We start from the raw sequence: 16942 nt of genomic DNA on the forward strand, positions 1-16942 counted from the left end.
TTATGCTTCAATACTATAGCCAACTCCTCGTTTAGTGTGAATAATTGTATCGCCAACTTTTTCTCGTAAACGTCGAATATGCGTATCAACTGTTCGATCGACACCTGAGTAATCCATACCCCAAACACCGACTAATAATTGTTCTCGAGTTAGAATATGGCCTCTATTTTTATAGAGTAGCATCAATAAATCAAATTCTTTCTTGGTTAAATCTAGTGGGACTTCATTTTTCCAGACTTTCATAGTCATGGGGTCAATGGTTAAATCGGCTAAGTGAATGGAATCCGTTAAGTTAAGTAGCTTTTTGACACGTAAGATTAGTACTTGAGGATGAAAGGGTTTAGTTACAAATTCATCAACTCCATTAGATAATGAGTGAAATTCATCTTCGCCTTGATTTTTAGCCGTTAACATTAAAATTTTGATTGGACTTTCTTTTTTCATTTGGGCAGCGACTTCCAAACCGTCCAGCTTAGGCATCATCCAGTCTAAAATCGCAATATCCAACTGTTCTTGATAAAAAACTTCCAAGGCTTCTTCGCCATTAGTTGCTGTAAAAGTAGTAAATCCAGCTTTTTTCATGTATGCACAAAGAATTTGTAGCATTTCTGGATTGTCATCAGCGATTAAAACATTCATGATTAAGAGGCTCCTTTTAATAGGGTTATTATCTTTTTACTATACAGCAATGCTAATTGTTTAGCCACCTTAAGCTAAAATTAGATGGTGTCAAATTTATCTAATTTAAATTGTTCGATAAGCTCAATTAGTTTTTCTGCATACTTAGGATCTGTCGCGTATCCACCAGCTTTAAGAGCGTGAGCAGCTTCTATATAATTTTTTGCTGTTTTAACCGGAGCATAACTAGCGCCTTCTAAAAAGACAATATGATCAACCATAGATTCTTGAACAGTGTCGTATTTTTTAAAAGCAGCATCAATGGTGATTCGTTCCCCATCCTCATATTCGTCGGTAGGTAAGGTTGTACTTTGATCAGATTCTTGTGCTTTAATCCCAAATAAGTTATTTGATTCTTGCGCCAATTCACTATTTCCCCAATCAGATTCCAAAATTGCTTGTGCAATGGTAATGCTAGCAAATAAGTTTGTTTGAGCTTGCAAATTTTGAGCTTCATCGGCAATCTTATCAATAAAGACAGTTTGATACTTTGTTGAATATTCTTCAGCTGCAACATATTCGTATTCTTTTGGTTGGCGATTTAAAAACAGAAAGGCTCCTATAATACTGACAGATAGTAGTAGACTTAACATGATTTTTTTATTTTTTTGAGTAATGATTAATTTTTTTTTCATATAGACCATCCTTTTTTTATTATTGATTAGAGTATACAAAAGAAATGTTACAAGATTGTGGCGAAATTTCATTCTAATCGCGTTTCTTTTTTTTGAAAAAAAAGCTATAGACCAATCCAGACAAGGTTTTTGAAAAAAAAAATTTAGTGTATGAGAAATTCCATTTTCTATGGAAAAAATAAGATTAGGTATTTATAAAACTTTATTTTATTTTTAACAAAAGTAAATCTTAAAATGGTAAAATAACTAAGCAATCCTATTTTTAGGATTTGAAATATAATCGTTAAGATTATGGAGGTGGATCAAGGAATGAGTAAAGAGACAATTTATAACTTTTTATATAATAACGCTACTGCATTTGTTGATTATTGGGTGGATACTTATTATGTTCATACAGAAGAGCATAAGTTACGTATAGATGAAAAAAACTACTTAACAGGATATAAAAGGGAATGCTTGTACTTATTTCAAGCGCAACAAGAAGCGATGCTTAATGATTCTGATATCAATTCTCTTTGTTATGGTATTGGTGAAGATCGAGCAGCCATGTCAACGCCTTATAAAGAAGTCTATCTTAACTTTTTTAAGTTTAATGATACAGTTATTGAGTTCTTAATCAATGCACAAAAATCAAATCAGATAGTGATATCAGATGCGGATGTAATTGATTATATGAAAATCCAAAAAAAGCATGAGGTAGATAATCACTATGCTTTATTTACAGGATATATGGGGTATACAACTAGTTTATTCGACTAGTTATTGTTATTATTTTAAGATTAAAATCCATAAAAAAAAAACCAACTTCGTGTTTTTTTTTATGGATTTTTTTTGTTATTAATGGTATTTTTAAAATTAGAATGATTCATAATTAATAATAAGTATAAATAGTTAGTTGAAAGATAGTAAACAAAGATAAGGTGGTTATGTAGTTGTCTTATGAAATTGGTAAAGGGTTAAGTCGACAGTATTTGTTATTGAGACAATTGCACAATTCGTCAGTGCCGTTAACTAAAAATGACTTATCAAAGGAATTAAACTGTTCCAGACCAACTTTAAATAACACCTTGATATTGGCAGATAATCTGATTGACAGATACGGATCAATTGAAAAGAGTAGTGATGGAATTATATTAAAAGAAAAAAAAAGCATTAATGACGCTTTTATAAAAGCTATAATCTTGAAAGAAACTGTTTTATACCAATTTGTCTATTCCATTCTATTTGAAAAAATTGTATCCATTGAAAGTTGGGCTTTTGACCATTTTATGAGTACTTCCTATGTTTATAGTAAAATGAAAAGTATACGCGCTTTTTTAAGAGAAAATAAATTGGAATTAGTAACTGGTGGGGAGTTTATTACTATTGAAGGTTCTGAACACCAAATCCGTTTTTTATTCTTCCAATTATTTAAACACACGTCATTGATTGATGAAGAGTGGCTTTTTTCAAAATATAATGTCAAGGCCATTGCCCAGCTAAGTCAAGATTTAGCAAAGGAATTAGGTATTTATTTTTCCCCCGTTTGTGAGTATCAATTTTGTATAGCAGTGGCTATTAATTTACAGCGCTCTTGCAATGATTATCATGGGGAACCTTCTGAGCGCCAATGGGAATCGTGGAAATATTATCAAACTCAATTCAATTTTAACAATGCATTTTCAAATTTTGAAAGAAAGATTGGTAAAAAAATTGAAGAAGCGGAACGGATAAATATACTGTACAGTATTATTCAGTTACCTTTCCGTTATTCTTCTTATGAAAATGCTATGAGCCGCATTAAAAATATTAAGGCATTGGTTCCAGAAAGTTATCAACTTGCCAAAGAACTTTTTGCTCTATTCCATGAAAATCCTAAAACCAATTATTTTGGATTTGCCTATTTATTGGATATGTTTGCCGTGTTCTCAGCTATCGAGCTTTATCAAGATATCTCTGTTGTTAAGCTATTTTCTGATGAAGAAAATGAACAATTATTTGCAAATAAAGAACTTGTAAAACAGGTTGAAGACTTAATTAGTGAATATGAAGAAAAATCCGATTTTTATTTTTTAAAGGTAAATCGTCAATATTTATTAAAATCCATTTTTCAGATGAATCAGTTTTCAGAAAGATTACGTGGGATTAGTAAAGTGATTCGAGTAACGATTATTTCTGAAAAGGGATATAGCCAAGAATTAAAGCAAGGTGCTAAATTTTTACAACAATTTACTCAAAATAGGATTGAGCTGATTAATTCTTTAGAAGTTTATTTTGATGAAGCACATTTGAATGTGGACTTGATTCTATCTGATTATTATCCAGTTAATATAAGCTCTAATCTGCCAATTTTTTTATGGAATAGTGAGCCAACGGAAAAAGATTTCAGAATGTTAAAAAAGCAGATTGAATTATTGCTTGAAGGTAAACCTGATTTGGCTAATGAGTAAGTTAGCTAAATCAGGTTTTTCATTCTGTTAAAAATAGCTTAATAATGGACAAATGGAAACGGATTCGGATATACTATGGGTGATTAAAGAATGGTTTAATGCTAGTGTTTTTGGAGAATCGGGTCCAGATAGACAAAGGGGGATTATTTTATGGAAAATAAGTTCGCACCATGTTTATGGGTAGATAATCAAGTGGAAGAAATGACAGAATTGTATACAAAAGTCTTTGAAAATGGGAAACCATTAAAGACATTGTATTTTTTGGAAGATGCACATGGTAAGATTGGAGATATTTTAACACAATCGGTTCAGTTAGCGAATCAAGAATTTATTTTGTTAAACGGTGGCCCAGAGTTTAAGGCAACACCGTCAATTTCCTATATGGTTACTTGTACGTCAGAGACTCAGCTTCAAGTTCTTTGGCAGGAACTGAGTGAAGGCGGGAAATTATTGATGAACTTGGCTATCTATCCAGGAGTAGGACAATTTGGTTGGCTTGAAGATCGTTTTGGCATATCTTGGCAGTTTTCTTTAGATCAATCTAGCTCTAGTCAAAAGATTACACCTTGCTTTATGTTTTCTGGTGAACAATATGGCAATGCTAGTCGTGCTGTAGCAGAATGGATTGAGGTATTCCAATCAGGGGAGATCTTAGAACATTATTCTAATGAGGATTCAACGACTAAATTAGCTAAATTCACCTTGCATCAGCAAGAATTTATGGCGATGGATAGTGCTGTTGATCATGATTTTACTTTTTCTTTGGCAAACTCCTTTTATGTTTATTGTGAGAATCAAAAGGAAATTGATCGATTATGGACAGCTATTACTAGCAAAGGAACAGAAATGCCCTGTGGTTGGATGGGTGATCGATTTGGTGTCGCTTGGCAAACCGTTACAAGGGATATGGATACAATGTTAGATCGAAAAAATTTAACAAAAGCGCTTGCTGTAACGCAGGCAGTCTATGGGATGATGAAGATAGATAGTGAAGAACTCAGAAGAATCTATAATGAAGCCTAGTAGTAGGCTGACGAAATAAAATAGGTGTACCTAAAGTGAATGTTCACTTTAGGTACACCTATTTTATTCTAGAATCAATTTATTTAACTACAGACCAAACGGCTGCGTTACCTGGTTTTTCTCCTTGTGTCCACCATTTAGCTTGATACGTTACTTTATTAAAAGTAACTTTATCGCCACTGTTGTATACCATTGAAGTATTCCATTCAGTCACGACATTTGGGGTCATAAGTTTCCAAACTCCAGAAGCGCTTGGTTTATCTCCCTTAGTCCACCACTGTGCTTTGTACTCTAAACCGTTGTAACGAACTACTTCTCCGCCAACATACGTTTTATTTTGTTCCCAATTTGTTTCGGGTGTTCCTTCGGCTTCTTTAGTTGTGATTGTTAATTTTGCACTTGCATCAGATTTATTTCCGGCAGCATCAACAGCCACAATTTGGTATACATAAGCAGTTGCAGGAGTTAAATCTTTATCTGTATACATTAACTCTTTTGTATTGCCAACAACTGAGCCATTACGAAGCACTAGATAGTGACTTACGCCAACGTTATCAGTTGCAGCAGTCCAATGAATCATAGTTGAAGTATCAGTTGTCATATGAGGAATTAAACCACCAGGAATAGTTGGTTTTTCTGTATCAACAACAGGTTTTACAGGTGTTTTAACAGCTAAGTTAGCACTTAAGGCAGATTTATTTCCAGCAGCATCTAACGCACGAATTTGATAGTTATAGTTTGTGTTAGGGGCCACAGTTGTATCTGAGAATGTTAAGCCTTTAGTTTCACCAATAACTTTTCCATCGCGTAAGATTTCATAGTTTGTAACGGCTACATTATCAGTTGCAGCATCCCAAGCTAAACTAACCTGGTTAAAAGCTGTGTGAGTTGCAGCTAGTTTTTGTGGAGTAGTTGGAGCTTCTTTATCTTCAACAATTTCGCCACTGCCTTTAACGTTAACATCCATTACTTGATAGAAAGCATTGGCTGTATCATAGATATCCCAAACAGCAACAATTACATGATAACCTGAACGATCTGTAGGGATATTTACTTCTTGTGTCATTAGTTCATTTGGTTTTGCACCATTATCCAATTTAGTTGTGATTTTTTCTAAAGAGTCACGTTTCAATGGCTCATTTGGATTCCAACCTTGTTTTGTCATGAAATAAGTCCATTTTTCGGTACGATGTTGTGCAGTTAAAAACCAAGTAACATTTAATTTACCGGTTGTAATATCAGATTTATGCCATCTGTTTTGATTTTGTTCATCTAATGGAGAAAAGGCTGCTAAGTCTCCACTAGCAATTTTTCCATCTTTAGGGCTGTTTGTAGCATTTGGAAAGCCCTTAGGCGCCTCAATACTTTGCGGCTCCCATTGTGCTTGTCCTACATTTGTATTTAAGCCGATTTTATTTGTTCCTTTATATGCACGACTTTCTGGTTGTATTACGTAACCGTGTGCTGATGCTTGTTGTGCAAACGTCATTAGACCTGCTCCAACAGCAGCTATAATGAGTAAAGATTTTGTCATTTTCATTTTGTTGCCTCCAATAATTCATTTTCCTTACTTAATCAACTATAGAGGATAAAGGTTATGTTGTTTTCTTTTATATTTTACAAGTGTGTAAAATTTAGCGTAAAAAAATGATTTTTTGGCATATAAATGTGAAAATTGTCCTATAAAATGTCTAAATTGTGTCTAAATATATATAGTTGTCGTTATGTATAAAGACGAAGCAATAAAAAAACTGAAGATAAAGTCAGAAATTGGACTTTATCTTCAGTTCAAGCAGAAAAGAATTAGTTTGTTTCGGTTAAATAGCTTAATGCTAATTTTTTATAAATCTCAATAGATTGTAAATAGGCCTCAATTTCAACATATTCATTTGGTTGATGAGCCATTTCTCCAATCCCAGGTCCTAAAATAACAATAGGATATTTTTTCTTGGCTTTCGTAAATTGTGAGCCATCTGTATAACCTGGCCCACCAAAGGGTTTAATTTGATTACCAGTCACACTTTCAACTGTGGAATAAACAAGTTCAACAAAAGCATCATCTTTTTCTGTCCGGACAGACTCTAAATCATTAATGACCTCTATAGTAGCATTTAAATTTGGAATCGTTTCTTGTAACTCCGTAATCATGGTTTGAACATCTTTTAAAATAAGTTGATGATCTTGTTTGGCAATTGTGCGGATATCAATTTCAACGGTGCAAGTATCAGGGATAACGTTGGTACCATTGCCACCATGAATTACATCAATACTTGATGTTGAAGCACCAACCAGTTCATCCACTTCTAAAGAGAAGTCGAATTTTTCTTGGAAACGAGTTAATAATTTTAACATATGTTCAACAGCATTGATTCCTTCGCTGGGCATTGAACCGTGAGCGGTTTTTCCCAAAGTCGTAATTCGTAACCACAAAGCCCCTTTATGAGCAATCACAATTAAATTATTTGTTGGTTCACCAATAACTAGTGCATCTAAATCAGAACCATAACCTAATTCAACTAATTGACCGGCTCCGATTGCAGAAGTTTCTTCTCCGACTGTTGCTAGCAATTGAATTTCACCAGCAAAAGGTAGTCCTTGCTCTTTTAATTCAATCATTGCGACAACTTGCGCGGCTAAACCAGCCTTCATATCACTTGAACCGCGTGCATAGATTTTTCCATCTTCTTCAGTTGCACTGAAAGGAGGATATTTCCAAGGGATTTCTCCTACTGGAACGACATCCATGTGCCCAGTAAAGCCTAGTTTTTTACTATTTTGTTGTTGCTTGCCTTTAAGAGAGACGATTAATTGATTACGACCTTTGGCATATTCAACCTGCTCTGAGGCAATACCATATCTGTCTAGAGCGGTTGTTAAGTAGTCTGCGACAGCTTTTTCATTGCCATTTGTTGAATCAATTTTTAGTATATCTTTTAGTAAGGTAATTGCTTCTTTTTTATCCATTTTGTTTGCTCCTTTGGTTTATTTTTTTTATCTATCTATAAGTATATACCTTTAAAAAAAGGAGTCAATGAAGAGTAAAAAAAGTAACAAGTTAAATAAAGCGCATAATTTAGGAAGTAGAATCTAAGCTTTTCGCTAATTTCCCTAAAGTAATAGGGTTTTGTTTGAAATTATTTTGTGTGGTTACTCACAAAATATAACGAGTGTTAAAAATAATGATAAAAAACGTTATTTTTAATAGTTGAGTGCTTTTTTATATGCTATACTAAATAAGTATCACGAGCAAGTACATACTTGTTTGAAGGTTTTTATTAATTCAAAAAAGGATTTGGGGGAGAAAGATGGAGTTTTTATTTACATTATTTATTATTTTAGTTTTAACGAAAGTAGCAGGTCATTTTTGTTCAAGAATGGGCATACCATCTGTAGTTGGAGATCTACTGATTGGTATTATTATTGGGCCAGCACTATTAGGTTGGGTATTGCCTACAACATTTTTGTTAGATTTTGCGGAAATTGGAGTCATTTTATTAATGTTTATGGCAGGTTTAGAAAGTGATTTAGGCATTTTAAAGAAATATATGAAGCCATCTATTATTGTCGCAACATCAAGTGTTTTCGTTCCAATTACACTATGTTTTGCAATTGGAATGCTGTGGGGATTTGTTCCTGAAAATGCACTGTTTTTAGGACTGTTGTTTGGTGCGACTTCATTAAGTATTTCAGTTCAAGTTTTAAAAGAATACAAAAAATTAGATAGTAAAGAAGGAGCAACAATTTTAGGGGCAGCAGTTTTAGATGATGTGTTAGTTGTTATTCTACTAAATATTGTGATTAGTATGTTTGATGAAAATAGTGCTACTTATCCATTATGGTTGCTATTAACGAAGAAAATTGTCTTCTTTATTATTATATTTATTGCCTACAAATGGCTTGTGCCAACGATCATGCGTTTATCTGAAAAAATGCTTTCTTCAGAAGCCGTGATTGCAGCAGGGATTAGCATCTGTTTACTATTTGCTTATTTTGCTGATTTTATGGGCATGGCAGCAATTATTGGTGCCTTTTTCGCAGGAATTGCAGTTGGACAAACAAAATCAAGAAAAATTATTGATGAAAAAATTGAAGCGGTTAGCTATGCATTGTTTGTTCCAGTCTTTTTTGTTAGTATCGGTTTAAATATGACCTTTGTTGGAATTAATGAGCACATCACGTTTATTTTAGTCTTAACGCTGATAGCTGTCCTTTCTAAGCTGATTGGTGGAGGATTAGGAGCTAAGTTAAGTGGATTTAGTTGGTCATCGGCAACGATTATTGGAGCTGGTTTAGTTTCTCGAGGTGAAATGGCTTTAATCATTAGTAAGCTTGGATTGGATTCAAGTTTGCTAAGTAATGAGTATTATTCATCTATTATTATGGTCATTATTTTAACTACAATTATTGCGCCATTCTTCTTGAAATACACCATTATTCAACAAAATAAAAATTAATGAGATAGTGGGAGAAGCTCCTTGTATACCATTAGTTCTTATTTGAGGGTAGATAAAAGGTGCCACATTGCTAGAAAAATCAGCAATGTGGCACTTTTATTTTGAGTTAGTTAATGAGTGAGAGAGCGATTAAAATAAGTAAGGTAGCCACTATAATACCGATAATCCAATTCTCATATTTTACGATGGCTTTGTTGCTTGTAGGGATATCTTTAACACTATCTTCTAGTATTGTTATCAGAGGATAAGTTTTTTTTAACTGATTTTTATAGGGTAAAGAATAGCGTGTGAGAAAAATAGTAGCATTTTCCGGATTTTCTGCCAATAAATCACGAAGTTCCCCGTAAGAAACGATTTTCCATTGAATTTCTGGTTTTGATTCTGCAGCTTTTGTCAGCACTATTTCAGCCTCATTCGCTTCATCGAGCATTGACACTTGTGAGCTTAATTGAAAATCAACCCGCTCCATAGATTTTAAAATATAACCATTCATGAAATTTTCCTCCTTATATAAAAAGTTCGTTGAGCCGTTTAGACCTAGTAAAGTTGAAAGCTTTTTTAGTAAATTGTCTACTTTATAATTTAGTTAGTAAAACTTTTTATTGTATTTAAAGCAAATAATAAGATAATTAAAAAAGCAAAAAGATAAATCAGTCTTTCAGATTTCCCCTTATGTTTATAGACATTCAGTAGGTACATTCCTAAAGTAATTAAACAAATAAAGCCATAAATGATTAGTACAGCATTAGCAGGAAATTTAAATAAGATGGTAACCGTGATAGTGAGAATGGATACAAGTAGAATTGAAAGAGTTGTTAATTTTGCTTTTTTCTCCATTTTTTTATTAGAAATCATGTTAAATCCTCCTTTTTTGAAAGCGGTATCTTATGTAGTTGTTTTAATTATACCGATAGTTATTTAAAGTGTAAAGTCTATCAGAAAATGTTTCACCCTATTTTTCTTATATTGAATTTGGATAAATGGTTCGCTATACTAAGAGATAGAGATATATTTTTTATTTGTTCGAGGGAATACTAAAATAGAGAATTAAGCTGATAATAGAAGGAGGAATTTAAATTGACTGAATTAAAAACATTAGTAAATTTTCGTGATTTAGGAGGATACAGTACTGGAGATGGTCGAGTTCTGCAACCTAAGCGTCTTTTGCGTTCAGGTGAAGTGGTTGGGTTGAGTAATCAGGATGCAAACATTTTAACAACTAACTTTAAATTAGAACATATCATTGATTTACGCAGTGCCGAAGAAATTTCAGAGAAGCCAGATGACTCATTAGAGAATGTTGCCTATACAAATATAGACATTATGAAAAAAGAAGAAGATAATGTAGCTAGTGAAAAAGGAATGCTACATAATTTAAATCCAGATGCGTCAATTACTCGAATGCACGATCTTTATAAAGATATGGTGATTAATGATTATGCAATTAAGGGCTACCAAGAATTTGTGAACTTATCGATTGAAAATGAGCAAGGCTCAATTCTATTTCATTGTTTCGCTGGAAAAGATAGAACGGGTATGGGAGCTGCTATTTTGTTGGGAATATTAGGTGTTAGTCGACAAGATATTATGCAAGATTACCTTAAAACAAATATCCAACGTGTGGCAGCAAATCAACTTATTTTAGCTGAAGCGAAAGAAAAAGGTTTAAATGACTCACAACTAGAAGGACTTAATAATTTGATGAGTGTCAAACAAGATTATCTTGAATTTGCTTGGCGTACAATCGATCAAGAATTTGGTTCATTTCAAGAATATATCTTAAATGGGCTGAAAGTTTCTCCAAGTGACCAAGCTGCGCTAAAACATAACTATTTAGATTAATAAAGATAAAGAGACCCATTTTTTGTGGGTCTTTTTTAATGCTTTAAATTTGCCTAGTTGATTCTTTTTGACTAAACTAAAGAAAGAAGTGAATGGAGGAATTAAGATGAAAGGAAAAGTTAAAATAGGAATGTTAATCATTGTTGGTATAGTTATTTTAATGGGCTGTTATCATAAAAAATCCGATTATTCTTCTGAATCAAATGTGAAACTTGAATCAAATCAAACACCTGCAATTTATCCGGAAAATCAAGAGCAGGCGAATGTACTTAAAGACTTTCCGGATTTATTTAAGGCGGCTGTAGAATCAAATGAGTCAGTTAAAGATATAGGGATGTATGTAATTCCTGGTTTATTGAATACAACATCAGTTACGAGTAATGAAGCGAATACGATTGTTGATTGCAAGTCTATGACACCTCAAGGAGTGACAGTTGTTGAAGGCTATGTGTTGATTTCAGCTTATTGTCATGACCATGAACACAATTCTGTTCTTTTTGTATTAGATAAAGACAGTCATAAGTACTTAAAAACAATTGTGTTGCAAGACCAACCTCACGCTGGAGGAGTCACCTATGATCCTAAGGGGAAAAATATTTGGGTTTGTGGGCGTTATGAAGACAAGGCTGAAATTGTAGCCATTTCATTAGCTAATTTAGAAAAATATGATTTAAATCAGAAAGTTCAACCAATCGAGTATTCTCAGCGTGTAGAATTGCCACAACTAAAACGAGCATCTGTTATTACTTATTGGAATCAAGCTATTTATGTGGGATATTTTGCTGATCATGAAGAAGGTCGATTAGAAACATACCCTGTGGATGAAGGTGGAAAGATGGCTGGAAAGTTAACGAAAGAGCAACGAATCCGGACGACAATTGATTTAGATAAAAGTAATGAGAAGGATACGGTTGTAAGAGAGCTACAAGGAATTACTTTTTTTAAGAACCAATTTTTTATTACTCAATCCTATGGCGCTTTGGAAGATTCTAAATTACTGAGATTCACTTATGATGCAGAAAAGGAAGTTTTTTTGGATAGTGATGTTAGTAAAATAAGTGATTTTCCAGCTCATGCTGAACAGATTTCAACGTATCAAAATGAATTGTTTATTATATTTGAATCTGCAGCTAAACCTTATCGAGGCATTGAAAAGGTTTGGGTTGATCGTGTTCTCAGTGCCGATTTAAATAAGTTGATGGATTAAAAGATAGTTTAAAATTAAATGCTACAAAAGAAGGGGAAGTGACTGAAGATGAAAAAACCAAGAATTTTTACAATGTCCTTTGCAAGTGTATATCCACTTTATATTAAAAAGGCGGAGAAAAAAGAGCGGACAAAAGCTGAAGTAGATGAAATTATTTTCTGGTTAACCGGATATAATCAAGAAAGTTTACAGGAGCAAGTGGATAAGGAAGTCGATTTTGAAACATTTTTTGATGAAGCTCCACAAATGAATGAGAATGTTTCGTTGATTAAAGGCGTTATCTGTGGGTATCGTGTTGAAGAGATTGAAGATGAATTGATGCAAAAAATTCGTTACCTTGATAAATTGATTGATGAACTAGCGAAAGGTAAGAAAATGGAAAAAATTTTAAGAACTTAAAAATCAGAAAGCCACTTGAAATGCTATTTTGAGTGGCTTTTTTGTCTCTTTAAAAGTGAAATTAGAAGTAAATGATGTAGCGCCTAAAACTTATCCTTGACATAAATCGATTACAGATGTAAACTGTTGTTAGTTGGTCGTTTACATTCGTAATCCAAAGAATCAAAAATAGATACTAAAAAGGGAGCGGTTAAAATGAAAAATACATTTAAAATTACAGGGATGACATGTGCTCATTGTGTAGCCAAGGTTGAAAAAGGTATCCAAGAATTAGCGGGTGTAGATAAAGTTAAAGTGCATTTAAAAAAAGGAACGGCGACGGTTACTTATCAAGAGGAACAATTATCTAATGAAACAATTAGTCAAAAAATTGCTGAAGTAGGCTATCAAGCCGAGGTGGTTTAAAATGGAAAATACACAAAAAAAGCAAACAACGATGGAAACTTTAGCAATTACAGGAATGACCTGTGCGAATTGTTCACAAACAATTGAAAAAACATTAAATAAAGAATCTGGGATTACATTAGCTAACGTCAATTTAGCAACAGAAAAAGCCACAGTTACCTATAATCCTGCAGAAACAACATTACCAAAAATTATTAAAAGTATTGAAGCTGCAGGGTATGGAGCAATTGTCTACGATGAAGAGCACCAAAAAGAAGTGGCTGCGTTAAAAGAGAAGAAGAGTCAAAGATTAAAAATTGATTTTATAGTTAGTGCTATTTTAAGTGCTCCAATGGTTATCTCAATGATTTTTATGTTGGTAGGGTGGCATAATCCGATTACAGGTTTCTTTGAAATTCCGGTTGTTCAGTTTATTCTAGCTACACCTGTTCAATTTATTATTGGTTGGCGTTTTTATAAAGGAGCATACAAAGCGATTAAAGCGGCTTCTCCTAATATGGATGTTTTAGTTGCAATGGGAACAACGGCTGCATATGCTTTGAGTATTTATAATGCTTTTATTGCTAACCGTCCCCATGATTTGTATTTTGAAAGTAGTGCTGTGATTATTACGCTGATTCTACTTGGAAAATATTTAGAGCACAATGCTAAAAATAGAACAGGATCTGCTATCAAACAATTAATGGCGTTGCAAGCTAAAACGGCTGTCGTTATTCGAGATGGTGAAGAAATTACAGTACCTATTGAGTCTGTTCAGTTATATGATTTGATTCGAATTAAACCAGGTGAACAGATTCCAGTAGATGGTAAGATTATTGAAGGAACAACTTCGTTAGATGAAAGTATGCTGACAGGGGAAAGTTTACCGGTAGAAAAAACAGTCGATGATACTGTTTTTGGCGGGACTGTAAACACGAATGGAACGTTAGTCCTTCAAGCGACTAAAATTGGAAGCGAGACAGCTTTATCGCAAATTATTCGAATGGTGGAAGAAGCGCAAGGCAGTAAAGCGCCGATTCAACAAATTGCCGATCGAATTTCAGCAATATTCGTACCAATTGTGTTAGTCGTTGCTTTAGGTACTCTGATTGTTACCGGTTGGTTAACGGGTGATTGGGAATTGGCTTTGATTCATAGTGTGGCTGTTTTAGTTATTGCTTGTCCTTGTGCGCTAGGCTTAGCAACACCAACTGCGATTATGGTGGGAACCGGCTTAGGAGCAAAAAATGGAATTTTGATTAAAGGTGGCGAAGCTTTAGAAGGAGCTGCTAAAATTCAGGCCATTATTTTAGATAAAACTGGAACTATTACTAAAGGAAAACCAGAAGTAACTGATTATGAAGTGCTACCAGGTGAAAATTCTGAGGAACTATTAAGTTTTATTATGGCTTTAGAGAAAAATTCGGAACATCCTCTGGGTAAAGCTATTTATAACTATGGCAAGAAAAAATTGAATGGTGAAGAGCAGACTGTTGAGAACTTCAAAGCGTTGGTTGGATCTGGAATTTCTGGTGATATTAAAGGCGAAACTATGTACATGGGTGCGAAACGTTTAATGGATGAAAATCATAGTGATTATTCGCATTTTTCTGAAAAAATTACAGCATTAGAAGGTAGCGGGAAAACGGCTATGCTTTTTGCAAAAGGTGATCAATGTGTGGCTATGATTGCAGTGGCAGATCAAATTAAAGAAACATCTAAAGAAGCAATTCAAAAATTAAAACAAATGAACGTCGAAGTCTATATGTTGACTGGGGACAATCGTCTGACTGCTGAGAGTATCGGAAGCGAAGTTGGAATTGATGCTGCACATATTTTTGCAGAAGTATTGCCTGCAGATAAGGCAAATCATGTCGTATCTCTTCAAGAAAAAGGTTTATCTGTTGCAATGGTAGGGGATGGAATTAATGATGCTCCTGCTTTGGCAACTGCAAATGTTGGTTTAGCGATGGGAACAGGAACAGATATTGCCATGGAAGCAGCAGATATTACCTTAATGAATGGCGATTTAAATAATATTCCTAAAACGATTCATTTATCAAAAGTTACATTGCGAAAAATTAAACAGAATTTATTCTGGGCGTTTATTTACAATACAATTGGAATACCATTTGCCGCTATTGGCTTATTAAACCCAATCGTTGCTGGAGGCGCAATGGCCTTTAGTTCGGTTAGTGTATTGTTAAATTCTTTAGCTTTAAATCGTACGAAAGTTTAAGTTACTGATTTTAAATTAATAAAAATAAAACTTATAAAACAGCATGAAATCCATTCTTAAAAAGAGTGATTTCATGTTGTTTTTGTTTTACTATTAGGGCTCATTTACTGAAGTAAATGTAGTAACAAGTTTGAAAATGAATCAAAAGCGTAGCTAGTGCAATACTTTGTTTTTATAAAACCTTAGTGATATACTTTGATGTATAGAGTTAGCGGATTCATAATACTAGTTCACACTAATGAAAAGGATGATGGCAATGAAACAGATACAATTATTAGTTGATATTTTAGTACGAGCTCAGGAACGTTTTGAAGATACTCTTAGTCAGATGACTTTAGATGAAGCCAATACAGTTCCAACTCCTTTGATTAAGTCGGTTACTTGGTTAATGTGGCATACTGCACGAGAACTTGATTATCAAATTTCTGAATTAAATAAGAGTCAGCCATTGTGGTTGAATGATGGCTGGACAGAAAAATTTGGATTGGATTTACCTGATGATACTGAAGATTGGCATCACACTCCAGAAGAAGCTGCTAAAGTACTAATTTCAGATAAAAAGCTATTGCTAGATTATTTGAATGCCAGTGTAGTATTTACAACTAGCTATTTAAAAACACTTAACGAAGAAAGCCTTGGCGAGATTATTGATAGAAATTGGACTCCTACCGTTACACGTGAAATTCGGTTAGTATCAGCGATTGATGACGCTGTGATGCACTCTGGTCAAGCAGTTTATACAAGAAGATTAGTTATTGCTAAATGACTATCTTGCAATCACTGTTCAACGATGGGATGTGAAAAATGACTACTAGAGAAGAAGTTTTATCTTATGTAGAAAATAACTACCAAACTAAACCAGAAATGACGTTTAAAAAATTCCCAACATATTGTATTTTAAGACATAAAGACAATAATAAGTGGTATGGACTTATTATGAACGTATCCAAAAGGAAAATTGGTATAGCAAGCGATGAACTAATAGATATTCTTGATGTAAAAGTCGAAACTGAATTAATAGGCGCATTATTACAAAAAGAAGGATATCATCCAGGGTACCATATGAATAAAGAACGTTGGGTATCTATTGATTTGAATTCTATTTCAGAATTCACAGAAATTAAAGAGATGATTGATAACAGCTTTAAGATGACTAGTTAGAACAGCGGATTATTTGCTACTATTTTTTAGAAATCGGTATACTTTATTAGTGACTTTAACATATAAAACAGCATGGAAATCATTTTAAAAATGATTTCCATGCTGTTTTTATTTAGGATTAGTCTACGTTACTCTAAAAAACTTTAGCAATGTCTTTTTTCTATAGAGACTATAATTTATTGATTATAGTAAGGAAGGTATAAAACAGTTGATTAACTTATAAAATAGAGTAAATGTTGTTTTAATATACATAAGGGTATGTCTTTTTTATTTATTTAACTCAATCACTAACTTAATGATTTCTAAAATAAGTGTATAGGTCGTTAAACTACTAGATAGACTACTATAAGATACAAAAGACTAACTGTCTTATTTGTTATTTATTTTTCAATTATATTTGAGAAGCTACGCGTATTTTAGCAGTATTATTTATGTTAATATTCATTACAAATTTATTTTAGGGAAGTCTATTAGCGAATATTTTATCAAAT

General features: G+C 33.3%; 17 protein-coding genes. 11 read left to right on the plus strand and 6 right to left on the minus strand.

Annotated features, from left to right (window positions below; all coding sequences use genetic code 11):
* Nucleotides 1-639 (minus strand): response regulator transcription factor, encoded by a 639-nt coding sequence (locus tag BR77_RS12975; protein ID WP_010052623.1) that lies wholly within the window; start codon nt 637-639, stop codon nt 1-3.
* An 80-nt stretch (nt 640-719) separates the two neighbouring features.
* Nucleotides 720-1313 (minus strand): glycoside hydrolase family 73 protein, encoded by a 594-nt coding sequence (locus BR77_RS12980; RefSeq protein WP_010052624.1) that lies wholly within the window; start codon nt 1311-1313, stop codon nt 720-722.
* Between the two features lie 309 nt (nt 1314-1622).
* Between BR77_RS12980 and BR77_RS12985 the strand changes: the two genes are divergently transcribed.
* From BR77_RS12985 to BR77_RS12995, 3 genes are all read left to right on the plus strand, one after another.
* The gene (locus BR77_RS12985; RefSeq protein WP_015077586.1) at nt 1623-2072 is read left to right on the plus strand and encodes a hypothetical protein; all 450 of its coding nucleotides are present in this window, start codon (nt 1623-1625) and stop codon (nt 2070-2072) included.
* Between the two features lie 173 nt (nt 2073-2245).
* Nucleotides 2246-3742 (plus strand): AcpB/EbpR/MafR family transcriptional regulator, encoded by a 1497-nt coding sequence (locus BR77_RS12990; RefSeq protein ID WP_035065301.1) that lies wholly within the window; start codon nt 2246-2248, stop codon nt 3740-3742.
* Nucleotides 3743-3892: 150 nt separating this feature from the next.
* Nucleotides 3893-4765 (plus strand): VOC family protein, encoded by an 873-nt coding sequence (locus tag BR77_RS12995; RefSeq protein WP_015077581.1) that lies wholly within the window; start codon nt 3893-3895, stop codon nt 4763-4765.
* Nucleotides 4766-4844: 79 nt separating this feature from the next.
* Here the strand turns inward: BR77_RS12995 and BR77_RS13000 are convergent, their stop codons facing one another.
* Nucleotides 4845-6305, minus strand: coding sequence for a lytic polysaccharide monooxygenase (locus tag BR77_RS13000; protein WP_015077580.1), 1461 nt, complete (start codon nt 6303-6305; stop codon nt 4845-4847).
* 263 nt (nt 6306-6568) lie between these two features.
* On the minus strand, nt 6569-7729 hold the full coding sequence (locus tag BR77_RS13005; RefSeq protein WP_015077579.1) for an ArgE/DapE family deacylase: 1161 nt from the start codon (nt 7727-7729) through the stop codon (nt 6569-6571).
* A gap of 341 nt (nt 7730-8070) precedes the next feature.
* Here BR77_RS13005 and BR77_RS13010 point away from each other — a divergent pair, with 341 nt between their 5' ends.
* Entirely contained in the window at nt 8071-9219 is a 1149-nt protein-coding gene (locus tag BR77_RS13010) for a cation:proton antiporter (RefSeq protein WP_010052634.1), read from the plus strand.
* A gap of 106 nt (nt 9220-9325) precedes the next feature.
* On the opposite strand, the gene BR77_RS13015 is transcribed toward BR77_RS13010, so the two are convergent.
* Nucleotides 9326-9712 (minus strand): hypothetical protein, encoded by a 387-nt coding sequence (locus BR77_RS13015; protein WP_016356648.1) that lies wholly within the window; start codon nt 9710-9712, stop codon nt 9326-9328.
* An 89-nt stretch (nt 9713-9801) separates the two neighbouring features.
* Nucleotides 9802-10074 (minus strand): hypothetical protein, encoded by a 273-nt coding sequence (locus BR77_RS13020; protein ID WP_015077575.1) that lies wholly within the window; start codon nt 10072-10074, stop codon nt 9802-9804.
* A gap of 222 nt (nt 10075-10296) precedes the next feature.
* On the opposite strand from BR77_RS13020, the gene BR77_RS13025 reads away from it, so the two are divergent.
* The 7 genes from BR77_RS13025 (at nt 10297) to BR77_RS13055 (ending at nt 16451) form a co-directional block, all read left to right on the plus strand.
* Nucleotides 10297-11061 carry a tyrosine-protein phosphatase gene (locus tag BR77_RS13025; protein ID WP_010052639.1) on the plus strand — a complete coding sequence of 255 codons (765 nt, stop codon included), beginning with the start codon at nt 10297-10299 and terminating at the stop codon, nt 11059-11061.
* Nucleotides 11062-11167: 106 nt separating this feature from the next.
* Nucleotides 11168-12268 carry a YncE family protein gene (locus BR77_RS13030; RefSeq protein ID WP_015077574.1) on the plus strand — a complete coding sequence of 367 codons (1101 nt, stop codon included), beginning with the start codon at nt 11168-11170 and terminating at the stop codon, nt 12266-12268.
* A 48-nt stretch (nt 12269-12316) separates the two neighbouring features.
* A complete protein-coding gene (locus BR77_RS13035; protein ID WP_015077573.1) occupies nt 12317-12667 on the plus strand; it encodes a DUF2200 domain-containing protein in 351 nt (116 codons plus the stop codon).
* Nucleotides 12668-12862: 195 nt separating this feature from the next.
* On the plus strand, nt 12863-13072 hold the full coding sequence (copZ, locus tag BR77_RS13040) for a copper chaperone CopZ (RefSeq protein ID WP_035065306.1): 210 nt from the start codon (nt 12863-12865) through the stop codon (nt 13070-13072).
* 1 nt (nt 13073) lies between these two features.
* Nucleotides 13074-15290 (plus strand): heavy metal translocating P-type ATPase, encoded by a 2217-nt coding sequence (locus tag BR77_RS13045; protein ID WP_015077571.1) that lies wholly within the window; start codon nt 13074-13076, stop codon nt 15288-15290.
* A gap of 256 nt (nt 15291-15546) precedes the next feature.
* Nucleotides 15547-16056, plus strand: a complete 510-nt coding sequence (locus BR77_RS13050; RefSeq protein WP_015077570.1) for a DinB family protein — start codon at nt 15547-15549, stop codon at nt 16054-16056.
* A 38-nt stretch (nt 16057-16094) separates the two neighbouring features.
* Nucleotides 16095-16451, plus strand: coding sequence for an MmcQ/YjbR family DNA-binding protein (locus BR77_RS13055; protein ID WP_015077569.1), 357 nt, complete (start codon nt 16095-16097; stop codon nt 16449-16451).
* The last annotated feature ends 491 nt before the right edge of the window (nt 16452-16942 follow it).

The sequence above is a fragment of the Carnobacterium maltaromaticum DSM 20342 genome, from assembly GCF_000744945.1.
GTDB lineage: Bacteria > Bacillota > Bacilli > Lactobacillales > Carnobacteriaceae > Carnobacterium > Carnobacterium maltaromaticum.